This is a genomic window from Mycetocola sp. (assembly GCF_046716805.1).
Classification (GTDB): domain Bacteria; phylum Actinomycetota; class Actinomycetes; order Actinomycetales; family Microbacteriaceae; genus Mycetocola_A.
Genome location: NZ_JBKJWH010000124.1, coordinates 56,376 through 69,328, shown reverse-complemented (window position 1 = coordinate 69,328; position 12,953 = coordinate 56,376). Strand labels below are relative to the sequence as shown.

Annotated in this window: 12 protein-coding genes; 3 read left to right on the top strand and 9 right to left on the bottom strand. The window is 66.5% G+C overall.

What is annotated here, in order from left to right; all coding sequences use genetic code 11:
- A partial coding sequence (locus ACLQ62_RS10020; RefSeq protein WP_411721487.1) for a ParB/RepB/Spo0J family partition protein occupies window positions 1-763 on the top strand: 763 nt, incomplete at its 5' end.
- Window positions 764-784: 21 nt separating this feature from the next.
- On the opposite strand, the gene ACLQ62_RS10015 is transcribed toward ACLQ62_RS10020, so the two are convergent.
- From ACLQ62_RS10015 to ACLQ62_RS09980, 8 genes are all read right to left on the bottom strand, one after another.
- Window positions 785-1,738 (bottom strand): D-alanine--D-alanine ligase, encoded by a 954-nt coding sequence (locus tag ACLQ62_RS10015; protein ID WP_411721486.1) that lies wholly within the window; start codon window positions 1,736-1,738, stop codon window positions 785-787.
- 36 nt (window positions 1,739-1,774) lie between these two features.
- Window positions 1,775-3,097: a PLP-dependent aminotransferase family protein gene (locus tag ACLQ62_RS10010; RefSeq protein ID WP_411721485.1), complete on the bottom strand. Its 1,323-nt coding sequence runs from the start codon at window positions 3,095-3,097 to the stop codon at window positions 1,775-1,777.
- A gap of 141 nt (window positions 3,098-3,238) precedes the next feature.
- Window positions 3,239-3,562, bottom strand: a complete 324-nt coding sequence (trxA, locus tag ACLQ62_RS10005) for a thioredoxin (protein WP_411721484.1) — start codon at window positions 3,560-3,562, stop codon at window positions 3,239-3,241.
- A gap of 29 nt (window positions 3,563-3,591) precedes the next feature.
- A complete protein-coding gene (gene trxB, locus ACLQ62_RS10000) occupies window positions 3,592-4,566 on the bottom strand; it encodes a thioredoxin-disulfide reductase (RefSeq protein WP_411721483.1) in 975 nt (324 codons plus the stop codon).
- A 192-nt stretch (window positions 4,567-4,758) separates the two neighbouring features.
- Window positions 4,759-6,387 (bottom strand): murein biosynthesis integral membrane protein MurJ, encoded by a 1,629-nt coding sequence (murJ, locus tag ACLQ62_RS09995; protein ID WP_411721482.1) that lies wholly within the window; start codon window positions 6,385-6,387, stop codon window positions 4,759-4,761.
- Window positions 6,384-8,606: a DUF6049 family protein gene (locus ACLQ62_RS09990; RefSeq protein WP_411721481.1), complete on the bottom strand. Its 2,223-nt coding sequence runs from the start codon at window positions 8,604-8,606 to the stop codon at window positions 6,384-6,386. The genes murJ and ACLQ62_RS09990 overlap by 4 nt, the downstream gene beginning before the upstream one ends.
- Before the next feature lie 43 nt (window positions 8,607-8,649).
- Window positions 8,650-9,021: a GIY-YIG nuclease family protein gene (locus ACLQ62_RS09985; protein ID WP_411721480.1), complete on the bottom strand. Its 372-nt coding sequence runs from the start codon at window positions 9,019-9,021 to the stop codon at window positions 8,650-8,652.
- Window positions 9,022-9,133: 112 nt separating this feature from the next.
- Complete coding sequence (locus ACLQ62_RS09980; RefSeq protein WP_411721479.1) at window positions 9,134-9,487, bottom strand: hypothetical protein; 354 nt, start codon at window positions 9,485-9,487, stop codon at window positions 9,134-9,136.
- A gap of 126 nt (window positions 9,488-9,613) precedes the next feature.
- Here ACLQ62_RS09980 and ACLQ62_RS09975 point away from each other — a divergent pair, with 126 nt between their 5' ends.
- Both ACLQ62_RS09975 and ACLQ62_RS09970 read left to right on the top strand, forming a co-directional pair.
- A complete protein-coding gene (locus tag ACLQ62_RS09975) occupies window positions 9,614-9,991 on the top strand; it encodes a TraR/DksA family transcriptional regulator (RefSeq protein WP_411721478.1) in 378 nt (125 codons plus the stop codon).
- Window positions 9,992-10,154: 163 nt separating this feature from the next.
- Window positions 10,155-10,670 carry an 8-oxo-dGTP diphosphatase gene (locus ACLQ62_RS09970; RefSeq protein WP_411721477.1) on the top strand — a complete coding sequence of 172 codons (516 nt, stop codon included), beginning with the start codon at window positions 10,155-10,157 and terminating at the stop codon, window positions 10,668-10,670.
- Here the strand turns inward: ACLQ62_RS09970 and ACLQ62_RS09965 are convergent.
- Complete coding sequence (locus ACLQ62_RS09965) at window positions 10,648-12,807, bottom strand: RecQ family ATP-dependent DNA helicase (RefSeq protein WP_411721476.1); 2,160 nt, start codon at window positions 12,805-12,807, stop codon at window positions 10,648-10,650. The two genes, ACLQ62_RS09970 and ACLQ62_RS09965, sit on opposite strands and share 23 nt — an antisense overlap.
- Window positions 12,808-12,953: the final 146 nt, after the last annotated feature.

Genomic DNA, 12,953 nt, shown 5'->3' with positions numbered 1-12,953 from the left:
TCCGAACGCCGTGCAGCCCCGCACCCACTTCGACGCTGACCACCTCGCCGAACTTGTGCACAGCATCCGTGAAGTCGGTGTGCTTCAACCGATCGTCGTGCGCCAGCACGGCACCGAAAAGGGCAAGTACGAGCTCATCATGGGTGAGCGCCGGCTGCGGGCGACGAAGGAAGTTGGGCTCGACAGCATCCCCGCGGTCATCAAGGACACCGCCAACGAAGACATGCTTCGCGATGCGCTGCTCGAGAACCTGCACCGCTCCAACCTCAACCCACTTGAGGAGGCATCCGCCTACCAGCAGCTGCTCTCAGATTTCGGCATCACGCAGGACCAGCTCGCACAGAGAATTGGCCGGTCACGGCCGCAAATCACGAACACGATCCGGCTTTTAAAACTGCCGGAAGCCGTACAGAAGCGCGTCGCAGCCGGCGTGCTCACGGCCGGGCATGCCCGCGCCGTCCTCTCCGTTGGGAACCCCGAGGGGATGCAGCGACTCGCCGACAAGATCGTCAACGAGGACCTCTCGGTGCGCGCCGCCGAAGCCGCCGCCGCCCAGGGCCTCGCTCCCAAGAAGCCGAAGCCGGCGCAGGGTCACCGTCACGGCCACCTCGACGAGATCGGTGAACGCCTCGGGGACCGCCTCAACACCCGCGTCAAGGTGACACTGGGGGCCAAGAAAGGCCAGGTCACAATTGATTTTGCTACCATCGGTGACCTGAACAGGATTCTCGGTGAGATCGGCGAGCCGGTCTACGGAGCCTGAGCTCAAGCGAGCGGCCGGGAGTTACTCCCCGGCCGCTGCGACAGCCAGCGCGCTGTACGCGGACGCGAGGGTGAGCCCAGCGGCCTCGATCGCCTGGGGCACGAGTGACGTCTCGGTCAGACCCGGAAGCATGTTCGCCTCGAGGAACCACACCACTCCCTCGGCGTCGACGATCACGTCGATGCGGGAGATGTGGCGAAGACCGAGCAGGGCATGCACCCGTACCGCGACCTCAGCCGCACGCTCGGCGATCTCATCCGAGAGCCGTGCCGGAGCGTAGAACGTCGTCTCCCCGGCGTTGTAGCGCGCCTCGAAGCTGTACACGCCCGACAGTGGCTGAATCTCGACGGCCGGAAGCGCCACGGGTCCGTGTCCCGAGTCCATCACCGTGATGGCGAGCTCCGTGCCCTCGATCTTCTTCTCGATCAGGGCGACATCCGAGTAGGTGTAGGCGTCGACCATTGCCCGGGGCAGGTCGGTGGCATCCGTCACGATCGTCACACCCTGGGCGGAGCCGCCCTGCGCCGGCTTCACGACAGCGGCGTCGCCTATGCCGTAGAGCACTTCGGCCAGAACGCCGGTGGCGCCCAGCTCCCGGAAGGTGCCGTCGGGCAGGGTCAACCAGTCCGGCGTTGCAATCCCGGCACGAGAAACCAGCACCTTGGCGGTCGGCTTGAACCAGGCCAGGCCTGCCCCCTCGGGATGAGACCCGACATAACGGATGCCGCGGGCGCGCAGCAGCGCCTGGAGCGCTCCGTCCTCGCCGCTGGCTCCGTGCAGAGCAGGCCAGACGACATCCGGAGCGTTCTCGGTCAGCGCCGACAGCAGGGAGGCATCCGGGTCGCGCAGCGTGACGGAGTGCCCAGCGGCCTGCAGTTCCTCGGCCACCCGGCGCCCAGAGCGCAGGGACACATCACGTTCGTGGGAGATCCCGCCAGCGAGCACCACAATATTGAGCTTTTTGAATGTAGTCATGATCAGGCCTTTTCTCTGGTCTGTGGTGGCTGGGCGTCAGGACATGTTTGGGGGTGGCCCCGCGAACTGGCCGCGCGACTGCGAACGTGTCAGTCGGCCCGTTCCCGCGAAAGTGTTGAGCAAGTCGAGCTCCCCATTGATGACGGTGGCAAGGCGGCGGATGCCCACGCGGATGCTCTCCGGTGTCGGGTAGCAGAACGACAAACGCATGTTCCGACGGCCGTCCCCGTCGGCGAAGAACGCCGTCCCAGGCGTGTACGCGACCAGTTCCTTGACCGCACGCGGCAGCATGGCCTTGGAGTCAAGGCTCTCAGGCAGGGTGAGCCAGACGTAGAAGCCGCCGGTCGGGTTTGTCCAGGTGAGGTCGGGCAAATACTCCCCGAGTGCGGAGAGCATTGTTTCCTTCCGCTCCTTGTACACGTCGCGGAAGGTGTTGATCTGGCCCTTCCAGTCGGCCTGGTCGAGATACTGCGAGATCACGAGCTGGCTGAAGGAGGACGGGCAGAGGATTGCTGCCTCATTGGCCAGGATGAGCTTTTCGCGGATGGCGTGCGGGGCAAGGGCCCAGCCCACCCGGAACCCGGGCGCGAGGGTCTTCGAGAACGTGCCCAGGTAGACGACGCCATCCGATTCAAGCGATCGCAGCGCAGCTGGAGGCTTCTGGTCGAAGTAGAGCAGGCCGTACGGGTTGTCCTCGAGCACGAGGATGTCATTCTCCCGGGCAATCTCAAGAATTTCGCTGCGCCGTGCCTCGGACAGGGTGACCCCGGCCGGGTTGTGGAAGGTCGGGATCGTGTAGAGGAACTTGATTCTTTTGCCGGCAGCCTTGAGACTCGCGATGTGTTCGCGCAGCGCCTCGGGAATCAGTCCGTCCTGGTCCATCGGGACGTGGTCGACCTCGGCCTGGTAGCTCTTGAAGATCACCATCGCCGTAACGTAGCTCGGCCCTTCGGCGATGACGACGTCACCCGGGTCGATGAAGAGCTTGCTGAACAGCTCGAGCGCGTGCTGGCTTCCTGTCGTGATGACGACATCGGAGGCGCTGCCCTGGATGCCCTCGAGAGCCATGACCTCGAGGGTCTGCTCGCGGAGCTTCTCGACACCCTGCCCTGAGCCGTACTGCAGCGCGACGGGACCCTGTTCGCGCATGACGCGACTCATGGCATCCGTCACCAGGTCCTCGGGGAGGGCGGACACGAACGGCATCCCCCCGGCCAGCGAGACGACCTCTGGGCGGCTCGCGACGGCGAACAGTGCACGGACCTCGCTGGCGGCCAACCCGGCCGTGCGGGCGGCGTAGGCGCCGTACCACGGGTCGAGATTGTTTCCGGATGCTTGGCGGTGGACTGGTTCTGACACTGTTCTTCCGTTCCTGGTTCCTACTTGATGTTATCTGGCATGGGTGCGCTTGGTTCGCGGGGCAGAAGCATCCCTCCTCGGGAAAATGAAAAACGACCCGCCCGGCGTGTGCCGGACGGGTCGATTTCGAGGGTCGTCGGGCTACGCCAGGAAGGCGGCCAGGTCGGCCTCGAGGGCTGCTTTGGGCTTTGCTCCGATGATGGTCTGCGCCACCTCGCCGCCCTTGAACACCTTGAGTGCAGGGATGGAGGTGATCTGGTACTGCATGGCCAGGCCCGGGTTCTCGTCGACGTTCACCTTGACGATGTCGAGCTTGTCGATGTTCTCAGAGGCGATCTGGTCGAGGATCGGCGACACCATGCGGCAGGGGCCACACCATTCGGCCCAGAAGTCCACGAGGACCGGGCGGGCGCTCTGCAGAACCTCTTTGTCGAAGGTGCTTTCGGATACGGCGCGTGCTGACATAGGTTATCTCCTTTGTGGATGGATCGAAGCTAGACGGATGCCGCGACAGCTGCCGCGATCTCCGGGTTGTAGTCGGCTTCCTGCTCGAGGCTCGCGAGGAAGTGTTCTGCGTCCAGGGCGGCGACGGTTCCGGATGCCGCGGCGGTCACGGCCTGACGGTAGGTCGGATCGATGACGTCACCAGCGGCGAAAACGCCCGGCAGGTTCGTGCGGGATGAGCGACCGTCGACGGCAATGGTGCCGTCCTTGGTGAGCTCGAGCTGGCCGTGGAACAGGTGGGTACGCGGGTCGTTGCCGATCGCCACGAACAGGCCGCCGAGTTCGAGGTGGCTTTCGGTTCCGTCGACAGTGGACTTCAGGGTGACACCGTCGACGGCGTTTTCACCGGAGATGCCGACGACCTCGGAGTTCCAGAGAAACTCGATCTTGTCGTTGGCGAAGGCACGCTCCTGCATGATCTTCGACGCCCGGAGGGTGTCCTTGCGGTGGATGACATAAACCTTCGACGCAAACCGGGTGAGGAAGGTCGCCTCTTCCATGGCCGAGTCGCCGCCGCCGACCACAGCAATCGTCTTCTGCTTGAAGAAGAAGCCGTCGCAGGTGGCGCACCACGAGATTCCGCGCCCGGAGAGGCGCTCCTCGTCGGCAAGGCCGAGCTTGCGGTACGCGCTGCCGGTCGCGACGATGACGGATGAGGCCTCGAAGTCGCCGGAGTACCCGGTTTTCACCGTCTTGACGTCGCCCTCGAGCGAAACCTCGGTGACGTCGTCGAGGATGACCTCGGTTCCGAAGCGTTCCGCCTGCTCCTGGAACTTGGTCATGAGTTCGGGGCCCTGGATTCCCTCGGGGAAACCGGGGTAGTTCTCGACCTCGGTCGTATTCATCAATTCACCACCGGCTTCGACGCTCGAGGCGAGAAGCAGCGGGTTGAGGTTCGCCCGTGCCGCGTAAATGGCGGCGGTGTAGCCGGCCGGACCGGACCCGATGATGATGACGTTGCGCACAGAAGCTCCTTGGAAAGATGGCATCGCTGAGTGGAACACATCTTAGTTCGACGATATTCCGGGCCGCTGACTGCCGCGCCTGCTGTGGCGCGCAGCGGTCCCTCGCGCGGGTGAAAGGGGTGGGAGCGGGTGTGGCTGCACCCGCGTGCAGCTCAACGACCCGCGTCAGCCCTTTAGAGCGTCGGGGAGGCGCTAACCGCGGCGCAGGCGACGCATGATCGGGGCGATCGCTTCGCGCAGCTCCGGTGAGCGCATGGCGATCAGGGCGCCGACATAGACGACAGACATGACGGCGGCGACAAGAGCCATGGTGACGAGGGCGCCGAGAACGGATGCCAGCGCCCAGCCGCCGGTGTAGCCGCCGAGGAGCCAGACGAGGCCGGCGCCGACGAGGACAGCGGGGATCGCAGCGGCCGAGTAGATGGTGAGGCTCCGCACGATGCGGGGAATCTCCAGGCCGGAGATCTGCCTGCGCAGAAGGATGCCCGCGATCACCATCTGGACGATGATCGAGATCGACATCGAGATGGCGAGCCCGATTCCGATGAACCGCAGGGGAAGCATCGAGCACAACAGCGCCAGGGCGATGTAGACGGTGACCTGAACGAGAGTGAAGAAGAAGGGCGTGCGGGTGTCGCCGAGGGCATAGAACGTGCGCTGGAAGACGAACAGCACGGCGAACGGGACGAGGCCGACCAGGTAGGCGATGAGCACGAACCCCATCGCGGCCGTGTCGGCGAACGCCGCAGTGAACAGACCGGCGAACGGGAATGCCAGGACGATGAGACCCGCGGTGGCCAGCACGATGATCAAAGTGATTTGGCGGATCGCGGTGGAGACATCCGTTTTCAGCTCTTCGGTGCGGTTCTCGCGAACGTGTTCAGCGAGCCGGGTGAAGTAGGCGGTGGCGACCGAGAGGGTGATGACGGAGTGCGGCAGCATGAAGATGAGCCAGGCGTTCTGCAGGGTTGCCGTGGACGGCCCGTTTCCGGATGCGATGAGGGCGACGTTGCTCTGGACGAGCCCGGCGAGCGTCGTCAGCGCGAGCATCGCGAAGGACCAGCCGGCCAGTTTGCCTGTGGCGCGCAGGCCGATGCCCCGCCAGCGGAAGTCGGGGCGGTAGCTGAGTCCGATCCGGCGCCAGAAGAAGAACAGCACGAGCGCTTGCATCGCCACACCGAGCGTCGCGGTGCCGGCCAGCAGGGTGATCATGTCCGGCGTCCACGCGGTGACAAGCCGTTCGCCGTTGGGGTCGGCGCCGAAGAAGACGATGAAGAGCACGAGCCCGGCCATCGCAACGACGTTGTTGATCACCGGCGCCCAGGTGAACGGACCGAAAAGTTTGTGCGCGTTGAGGATCTCCCCGAGCACCGTGTACAGCCCGTAGAAGAAGATCTGCGGCAGGCACCAGTACGCGAAGGCGATCGCGAGCGCACGAGCCTCCGGGTCGAGCTGGACGGAGTAGATGTGCACGAGGAACGGGGCGAGCGCGACCGCGAGCGCCGTCGCCGCAAACAGTACGACGAGCGTGATGGTCAGCAGTTTGTTGACGTAGGAACGACCGCCATCGGCGTGCACGATCGAGCGCACGATCGACGGCACGAGGATCGCGCTGAGCACGCCCCCGGCGATGATGACGTAAAGGGTGTTCGGCAGCTGGTTCGCCACCCCGAACGCGTCAGCGCTTTTGCTGCTGACGAGACCGATCGTCGCGGCGAGCAGCATGGCCTTCACGAAACCGAGGATGCGAGACACCATCGTTCCGGATGCCAGGAAGACGCTGGCCCGTCCGATACTGCCGCTTTCGGTCGTTTTGGTCATCGCTCCCCCGCGTCCACGCTGTCTGTTGCTGTGGCATCCGTGTCGGTCGCGCCAGCCGTGTTCGCCGGATGGCGTCTTTCGGCCCGGCGCTTGTGCACGGTGCGGATGAGGCCACCGATGAACAGAAGGGCGATGAAGACAACGAGCGCGGCGGCGCCGATGCCCTCCCAGTCCGCTCGCACGGTGACGGGAACGAGCGAGCTTTCCCCGATCACGGCGCTTTGGGGCGAATAGAGCTGCAGGCGCACGGTGACGTCGCCGTTGCCGAGCCGGGCCTCGACCGGTACCCGTACTGATTCCCGAGCGTGCGGCGCGATCTTCTGGGTGACACTCGAGTCGACGCTGAGCTTCAGGCTTGAACTGGACGCCTGCAAGACCACGGTGACGGGCAGGTCGTATTCGTTTCGCACCGAGAACGGCAGTGAGGACTGATTGCTGACCATGAGGATCGGACTGGTCGCTGTGATGGAGACGGACTGGAGGGTGCTCGTGGTCGCGGTGTCGTGGGCGGTCACGGCGCTTGTCCAGCCGGAGTCCGAGCGCCAGCCGACTGCAAGCAAGGAGAGAATCTCAGCGCGTTCGCGGCCGGTGAGCAGCGCCGGCTCGTCGAGCATCGTGGAGAACTCGGCCAGGCTCGCTTCCCGGGTGTGCAGGCGTTTCACGAGGGCGATGCGATCGGGTGACTGCGGTGCGTCGTTGATCGACACGGCCGTGGCCTCTTGCGCCACCGCTGCACTCAGCACCGCGGCTGAGACGGTGGGCATGGCCATCAACCCGGTGATCGCGTCACTCAGGCGAGACCCGGACAGCGGCCAACCACGGTCGAGGGTGAGCAGCACCGTGCGCTGCGGGGCGTCCTCCTCCGCAGCGATCACCATCAGCTGGCTGGCGAGGTTCGTCAGGGCGTTCAACTGTTCGTCGGTGGTGACGGCGGTCGCGGCCTCTCGCAACGCGTCGGATGCGGCGGCATCCGAAACGAGGACTGACGCGTCACCCGCTGTACCCGCCGCCCCCGCCGTGTAACCGTCTTCGGTGGTTACATTCGCGGATGACACGACGGTGGTGGTGGCGCCGGACGCCGAGAACACCGCAAGGTCCGCGGCCTGGACGGTGCCGTCGTCCGGCCAGACGATGCCCGTCGTCGTGTATGGCCACTCCGTCAATTCAGCGAGCGTGGGCAATGTCGGCTCGCCGGGGCTCGGTGACGGCGTAGTCGACGGGTCGGTGGTGGGAGCGGGTTCCGCGGGGGCCGGGTTGTTGGGGTCGTCTGGCTCGGAATCAGGAGCGCGCTCGACGAAGTTCTCCGGGTCGAGGCTGTACCGAAGCGAGGTGGGGTTCAGCAGACCGGGCAGGCCGGCCTGCGCCTGGACCGACGCGTCGGCATCCGAGAACTGGAGCGGGAAGGTTTCATTGGTGGCGCGGCTGAGCCGGTCGAGCCAGTTCACGGCCGACGCAGGGGCTGCGCTGCCGAGGGCACGGATCGACGCGATGATCATCGGATCGATGCCGAGTGCGACCGGGCGGTCGATGAGCCCGTCCAGCTGGCGGGTAAGCACCCCGGTCGGTGACGTGTAGAGCGCCAGGGCGTCGCCACCGAGGAGTCCCGTAGTTCCAGGTGGCGCGGTGATCGGAGCGGCAACCGCGACGCCGAGAGGGCGGTTCGTTGCATCCGGCGTGTGGACGATCGTTTCCGTGGCGCCGACGACCGCGTCGGCGCTGGTGTAGCTCGCGTCGAGCGGATAAGCGCCCGCTGCGGCGGGCAGGCCGAGCAGTTCGGCGTTGACCGTGATGGGTGTCATGGTGTGGCGCGCGCCCGGCTCGAGAACCGGGATGGGCACGCTCGTCAGTGGGCGATCGCTCGCGAGCTTGCCCGTTCCGGACAGCCAGTCGGCCAGCGCTTCGCGCGACTCGATCGGTTCGGTGCCCGATTCAAGAACGAGTGTGCCGGCGGGCAGAGCGGCCGCCGTCGAGTTGTCGATGGTCACTGTCACCGTCATTGCTTCATCCGCGCTGAGGAAGCTGGCCGATGAACTGATCTCGACGGTGATGTCTTCGATGGGAGCGGCCGCCGGCGCGAGAGCCGGGACCGCCTGGTTCGCCGTCGCGGGGATTGAGGGGGTGTTGAGCGCTGCCGCCCCTGTCCCGACGCCAAGGGACACCAAGCCGACTGCGGTGGCAACGAGCACACGCAGCGTCTTCGGAAATCTGTTCTTGGTCATAGGCTCTCGCTGGCTCCGGGCCTCGCCAGCATGAGACCTGATTCTACGCGGGGACGCTGGACGGATGCCGCCAGCCACTCCGCTCGGCCGCTTGTCCGTTGGGTCGTAGCCCGCTTGCTCGTTCGCACCCAGCCGGGCGACAGACTCGAACCGACTCCGGCGGGTCGCGTCCGCACGGCCCTCCCGCGATCAGCCGGTCCTTCTTCCACCGGGTCCAGCCGTGGATCTCGCGTTCGCGGTAGTACGCCTCGTCGATCCGGTCGAAGTGCTCGAAGTAGACGAGTGTGAGCGGCCGGCGAGACGTAGACGTCGCGCCCGAACCCGGGTCGTGCTGATCCATCCGATGCGAAAGGTCCCAGGTGCTGCCTGTGTACAGCGTCCCGTCGGAGCAGCGGAGGATGTACATGTACGGCATGGATCGAGGATGCCGCGAGAGAGTCGCTGGTCGGTGTGCAATCGGCGATCAGTGGAAGAGGAATCCTCACCGGCCGCATGGGGAGGGCTGGCTGCTTCCAGCCAGAGTGGCGCTACAGGCCGATCTCGCCGATCATCGTCCACACCGTGCGCGTGAGGTCCGGGTGCTCGAGCGCTATTTCGCGGAGCAGGTCGTACTCGAGCCGGGCGACGTTGTGGCGGTGGGTGTCGGCATCCGGTCGGTTGCTCCGAGCGGCATACCGGGCCATCGTGTACTGGGTGGTGAGGCCCCGCGCGTCGAGGGCATCGGCCCGCAGTTCATGAACGACGAGCTCGTCGACCGTCGGGAGGTCGTGGATGAAGTCGTACGGGTCTTCGCCGGCGCGGCAGCGGTGCTCGATGATCACATCGAGTTCGTCGCGGGCGTAGCGGCGCAGGCGATCGAGGTCGAATGGCATTGTGGTCATGTCGGCCCCTTCCAGATCGCGTCTGATGCCCGTTAAAGGGTACGCCTTCTCCTGCAGACGGGGGCAGACCGGGCAGCGCGCCTGCACAAATCAGGGAAAAAGGCCACCCGCGTGCAACGATGAGTTATGGAACACTCACGGTTGAGCAAGGCAGCTTTGGAGCATTTCCGCGCGGTCCTCGAAGAGCAACGTGCCGAGCTGGTGCGCCAGCGGGACAATCACGAGGTCTCGCTGGCCGAGGTCCGAGTGGCACGCGACGGCGAGTCCGACGACGAGCACGACCCCGAAGGCCCCACGATCGCCTCAGAATGGTCCCGGCTGACCGGCCTCCAGGAGGAGGCCGCTCGACAGCTCATCGTCCTCGACAAGGCACTCGCCCGCGTCGAGGACGGCAGCTTCGGGTTGTGCTCCCGCTGCGGCAAGCCGATCGGTCGCGCTCGGCTCGATGCCCGGCCGGCCGCTGAACTCTGCATCGATTGCGCGCGGCTCGCTGAGAAGCGCTGAGCCCAGCGCGCCGTTCGCAGCTTCGGAGATTCCGTGCCCGATGACCACTTTCAGGCGGATAGCGTCACCCGTGGGGCACATCTGGCGAAGTTACGAACGGTGGAACCGAACAACCCACCCCTCGCCGAACGCTCCCGTCGATCCAGGCGCGTACGCTCGGCGTATGACCACCGCGCTTCCCGACCTTCCCGAGGTCTGCGTCTGCTACATCCTGCGCGAAACCGGTTCAGGAGGTTACGAGGTCCTCCTCGGGGAAAAGAAGAAGGGGCTCGGCCTCGGAAAGATGGTCGGACCGGGGGGAAAGCTCGAGCCCGGTGAGTCCCCGGCGCAGGCCGTCGTACGTGAAGTGCTCGAGGAATCCGGTCTCCAGGTTCTCGAGGAGGACCTGACGCCCCTGGGACGCATCCGTTACGAATTCCCGGATCGGCCCGCCTGGAGCCAGGTCTCGTGGGTGTTTGCGACGTATGCCTGGCGGGGTGAGATCGTCGAATCCGACGAGCTCCTCCTGCGCTGGCACCGGGTCGACGACATCCCGTTCGACCGCATGTGGGACGACGCGAAGCACTGGCTTCCCGCAGCGCTCGACGGCGAATACTCTGAGCGCCGCTTCGTGTTCGGGCCCGACCTGTCGACGGTGGTGGCCGGCGACCTGCCCGCTACGCCTGCACGGCGAGGCTGAACGGCAGTACAGCGGATGCGCCGGCGCCGCGAAGCAGACGGCCGGCGACGGTGATCGTCCAGCGGCTGTCGACCAGATCGTCGACCAGCAGAACGGGGCGAGAACGGTAACCCTCGAGAGCGGTTACCAGCGCTGGGTCGAGGCCGAACCGGTCCCAGACGCTGGCCAGTCGGTAGGCACTGTTGCCGCCGGGCTCGCCCGAAGGGCCGCCGTTCTGGAGGCTCAACGCACCGAGGTACGGCAACCGGCCGACGTCCGAGAGGGCGCGGGCGACCGAGTCGACCAGCTGGGGTCGGCGCCTCGATGGGATGCTCACGACAGCGGCCGGCCGTTCCTCCCAACCCCACTCGGCGAGCACCCGGATGCAGGCCTGAACGAGAGCGGGGCTCGCCGGGGCATCCGGTGTGCCGGGCGAGAACAGGTCGCGGAGTGTTCCGCCCCAGCCGAGGTCGGTGAGTCGGGCGAGGGCTCGCCCCGCTTCGACGCGGTCCGCGGGCGCGATCTTGCCCTTCACGGGCACGCTGAGCTTGTCGGCGCCGGTGGGCCACTGCGCCCGGGGTTCGATGGCGACCCCGACCCGGCTCAGTGACTTCTGCGCCTGGCCGGATGCTTCCTCCCGCACATCGCTCGGGTACCAGGCCGGCTGCCCGGCTGCCGCTGCACAGTTGTCGCAGCGACCACACGGCACGGCGGTGTCGTCATCGAGGGCGCGCTGGAGGAATTCCATCCGGCATCCGGTGGTGCGTTCGTATTCGAGCATCGAGTTCTGCTCCTGCACGCGAGCGGCGGCGATGCGTTCGTAACGCTCGGCGTCGTACACCCACGGTTTGCCGGTCGCGACCCAACCGCCGGTGACCCGCTGCACGGCGCCATCGACGTCGAGCACCTTGAGCAACAGTTCGAGCGGCGTGCGTTTGAGGTTGACCCGCGCCTCGAGAGCCGGGGTCGACAGCGGCGCCCCCTCGAAGGCCAGCTCGTCGATCACCGCGAGGGCTTTCTGCTCGTTCGGCATCGAGGAGGTGGCGAAGTACTGCCAGATCGCTTCGTCCTCGGTGCCGGGGAGGAGCAGCACATCCGCGCTGGCCACCTTGCCGGCGATTCTCGCGGCCCGGCCGGCCCGGCCCACCTGCTGGTAGTAGGCGACAGGGGATGACGGCGCCCCGAGGTGGATCACGAAACCGAGGTCGGGCTTGTCGAAGCCCATGCCGAGCGCGCTCGTCGCGACAAGCGCCTTGACCTGGTTGTTCTTGAGCGCCTGTTCCAGTCCTTCCCGGTCGCCGGCATCCGTTCGCCCGGTGTACGCCTGCACTTCGTGACCCGCCTCGCGCAGCAGCCGAGCGGTGTCTTCGGCGGCTGAGACGGTGAGCGCATAGATGATGCCGGAGCCGGTCAGGTCGCCGAGGTGGCTGAGCAGCCAGCCGAGGCGTGCGCCGGCATCGGGCAGGCGCAGCACGCCGAGTCTGAGGGATGCTCGCGCCAACGGCCCGCGGATCGTCACGACCGGTTCGCCGCCGGCCTGTTCCAGTTGCTCGGCGACATCGATGACGACGCGGGAGTTCGCGGTGGCGGTCGTCGCGAGAACCGGAACGCCGTGCGGCATCTCGGCGATGAGGTCGCGGAGGCGGCGGTAGTCCGGGCGGAAGTCGTGGCCCCAGTCCGAGATGCAGTGTGCTTCGTCGACGACGAGCAGGCCCGTGCGCGGGATGAGCTTCGGCAGTTGCTCCTCGCGGAACCGCGGGTTGTTGAGCCGCTCGGGCGAGACGAGGAGAACGTCGACCTCGTCTGCGTCGAGCTTCTGCAGCACGTCGCCCCACTCGTGGGGGTTGGCGGAGTTGATCGCGACGGCGCGAACGCCGGCACGGGCGGCGGCTTCGACCTGGTCGCGCATGAGAGCGAGGAGCGGTGAGACGAGCAACGTCGGACCGGCGCCCTGGCGGCGCAGCAGCAGAGTGGCGACGAAGTAGACCGCTGACTTGCCCCAGCCGGTGCGCTGGACGACGAGCGCGCGCTGACGGTCGGCGACGAGCGTCTCGATCGCCTCGAACTGGCCCTCGTGGAAGTCGGCGTCTGGTGAACCCACGAGGGTCCGCAGGATCTCGAGGGCGTTCGCGCGGGTGTCGGTGGCGGTGTTCGTCATGCGTCCAGCTTCGCAGGTGCTGCTGACAGGCGGGCCCTGCGGCATCCGCCGGATCGGTGGCGCGGGTCGAATCGCTCCGGGCGGGTGCCGCTTCACCCGCCCGCTGCAAAAAGACCCGCGCGAACGTGACAGCGCCCCCGATGGGG

What these genes read in the sequence shown, in the direction of transcription:
- ACLQ62_RS09970 (WP_411721477.1), top strand. Translation starts at nt 10,155, where the DNA reads ATGACCACCGCGCTTCCCGACCTTCCCGAGGTCTGCGTCTGCTACATC.
- ACLQ62_RS09985 (WP_411721480.1), bottom strand. Translation starts at nt 9,021, where the DNA reads ATGCCGTACATGTACATCCTCCGCTGCTCCGACGGGACGCTGTACACA.
- trxA (WP_411721484.1), bottom strand. Translation starts at nt 3,562, where the DNA reads ATGTCAGCACGCGCCGTATCCGAAAGCACCTTCGACAAAGAGGTTCTG.
- ACLQ62_RS10015 (WP_411721486.1), bottom strand. Translation starts at nt 1,738, where the DNA reads ATGACTACATTCAAAAAGCTCAATATTGTGGTGCTCGCTGGCGGGATC.
- ACLQ62_RS09990 (WP_411721481.1), bottom strand. Translation starts at nt 8,606, where the DNA reads ATGACCAAGAACAGATTTCCGAAGACGCTGCGTGTGCTCGTTGCCACC.
- murJ (WP_411721482.1), bottom strand. Translation starts at nt 6,387, where the DNA reads ATGACCAAAACGACCGAAAGCGGCAGTATCGGACGGGCCAGCGTCTTC.
- ACLQ62_RS09980 (WP_411721479.1), bottom strand. Translation starts at nt 9,487, where the DNA reads ATGACCACAATGCCATTCGACCTCGATCGCCTGCGCCGCTACGCCCGC.
- ACLQ62_RS09965 (WP_411721476.1), bottom strand. Translation starts at nt 12,807, where the DNA reads ATGACGAACACCGCCACCGACACCCGCGCGAACGCCCTCGAGATCCTG.
- ACLQ62_RS09975 (WP_411721478.1), top strand. Translation starts at nt 9,614, where the DNA reads ATGGAACACTCACGGTTGAGCAAGGCAGCTTTGGAGCATTTCCGCGCG.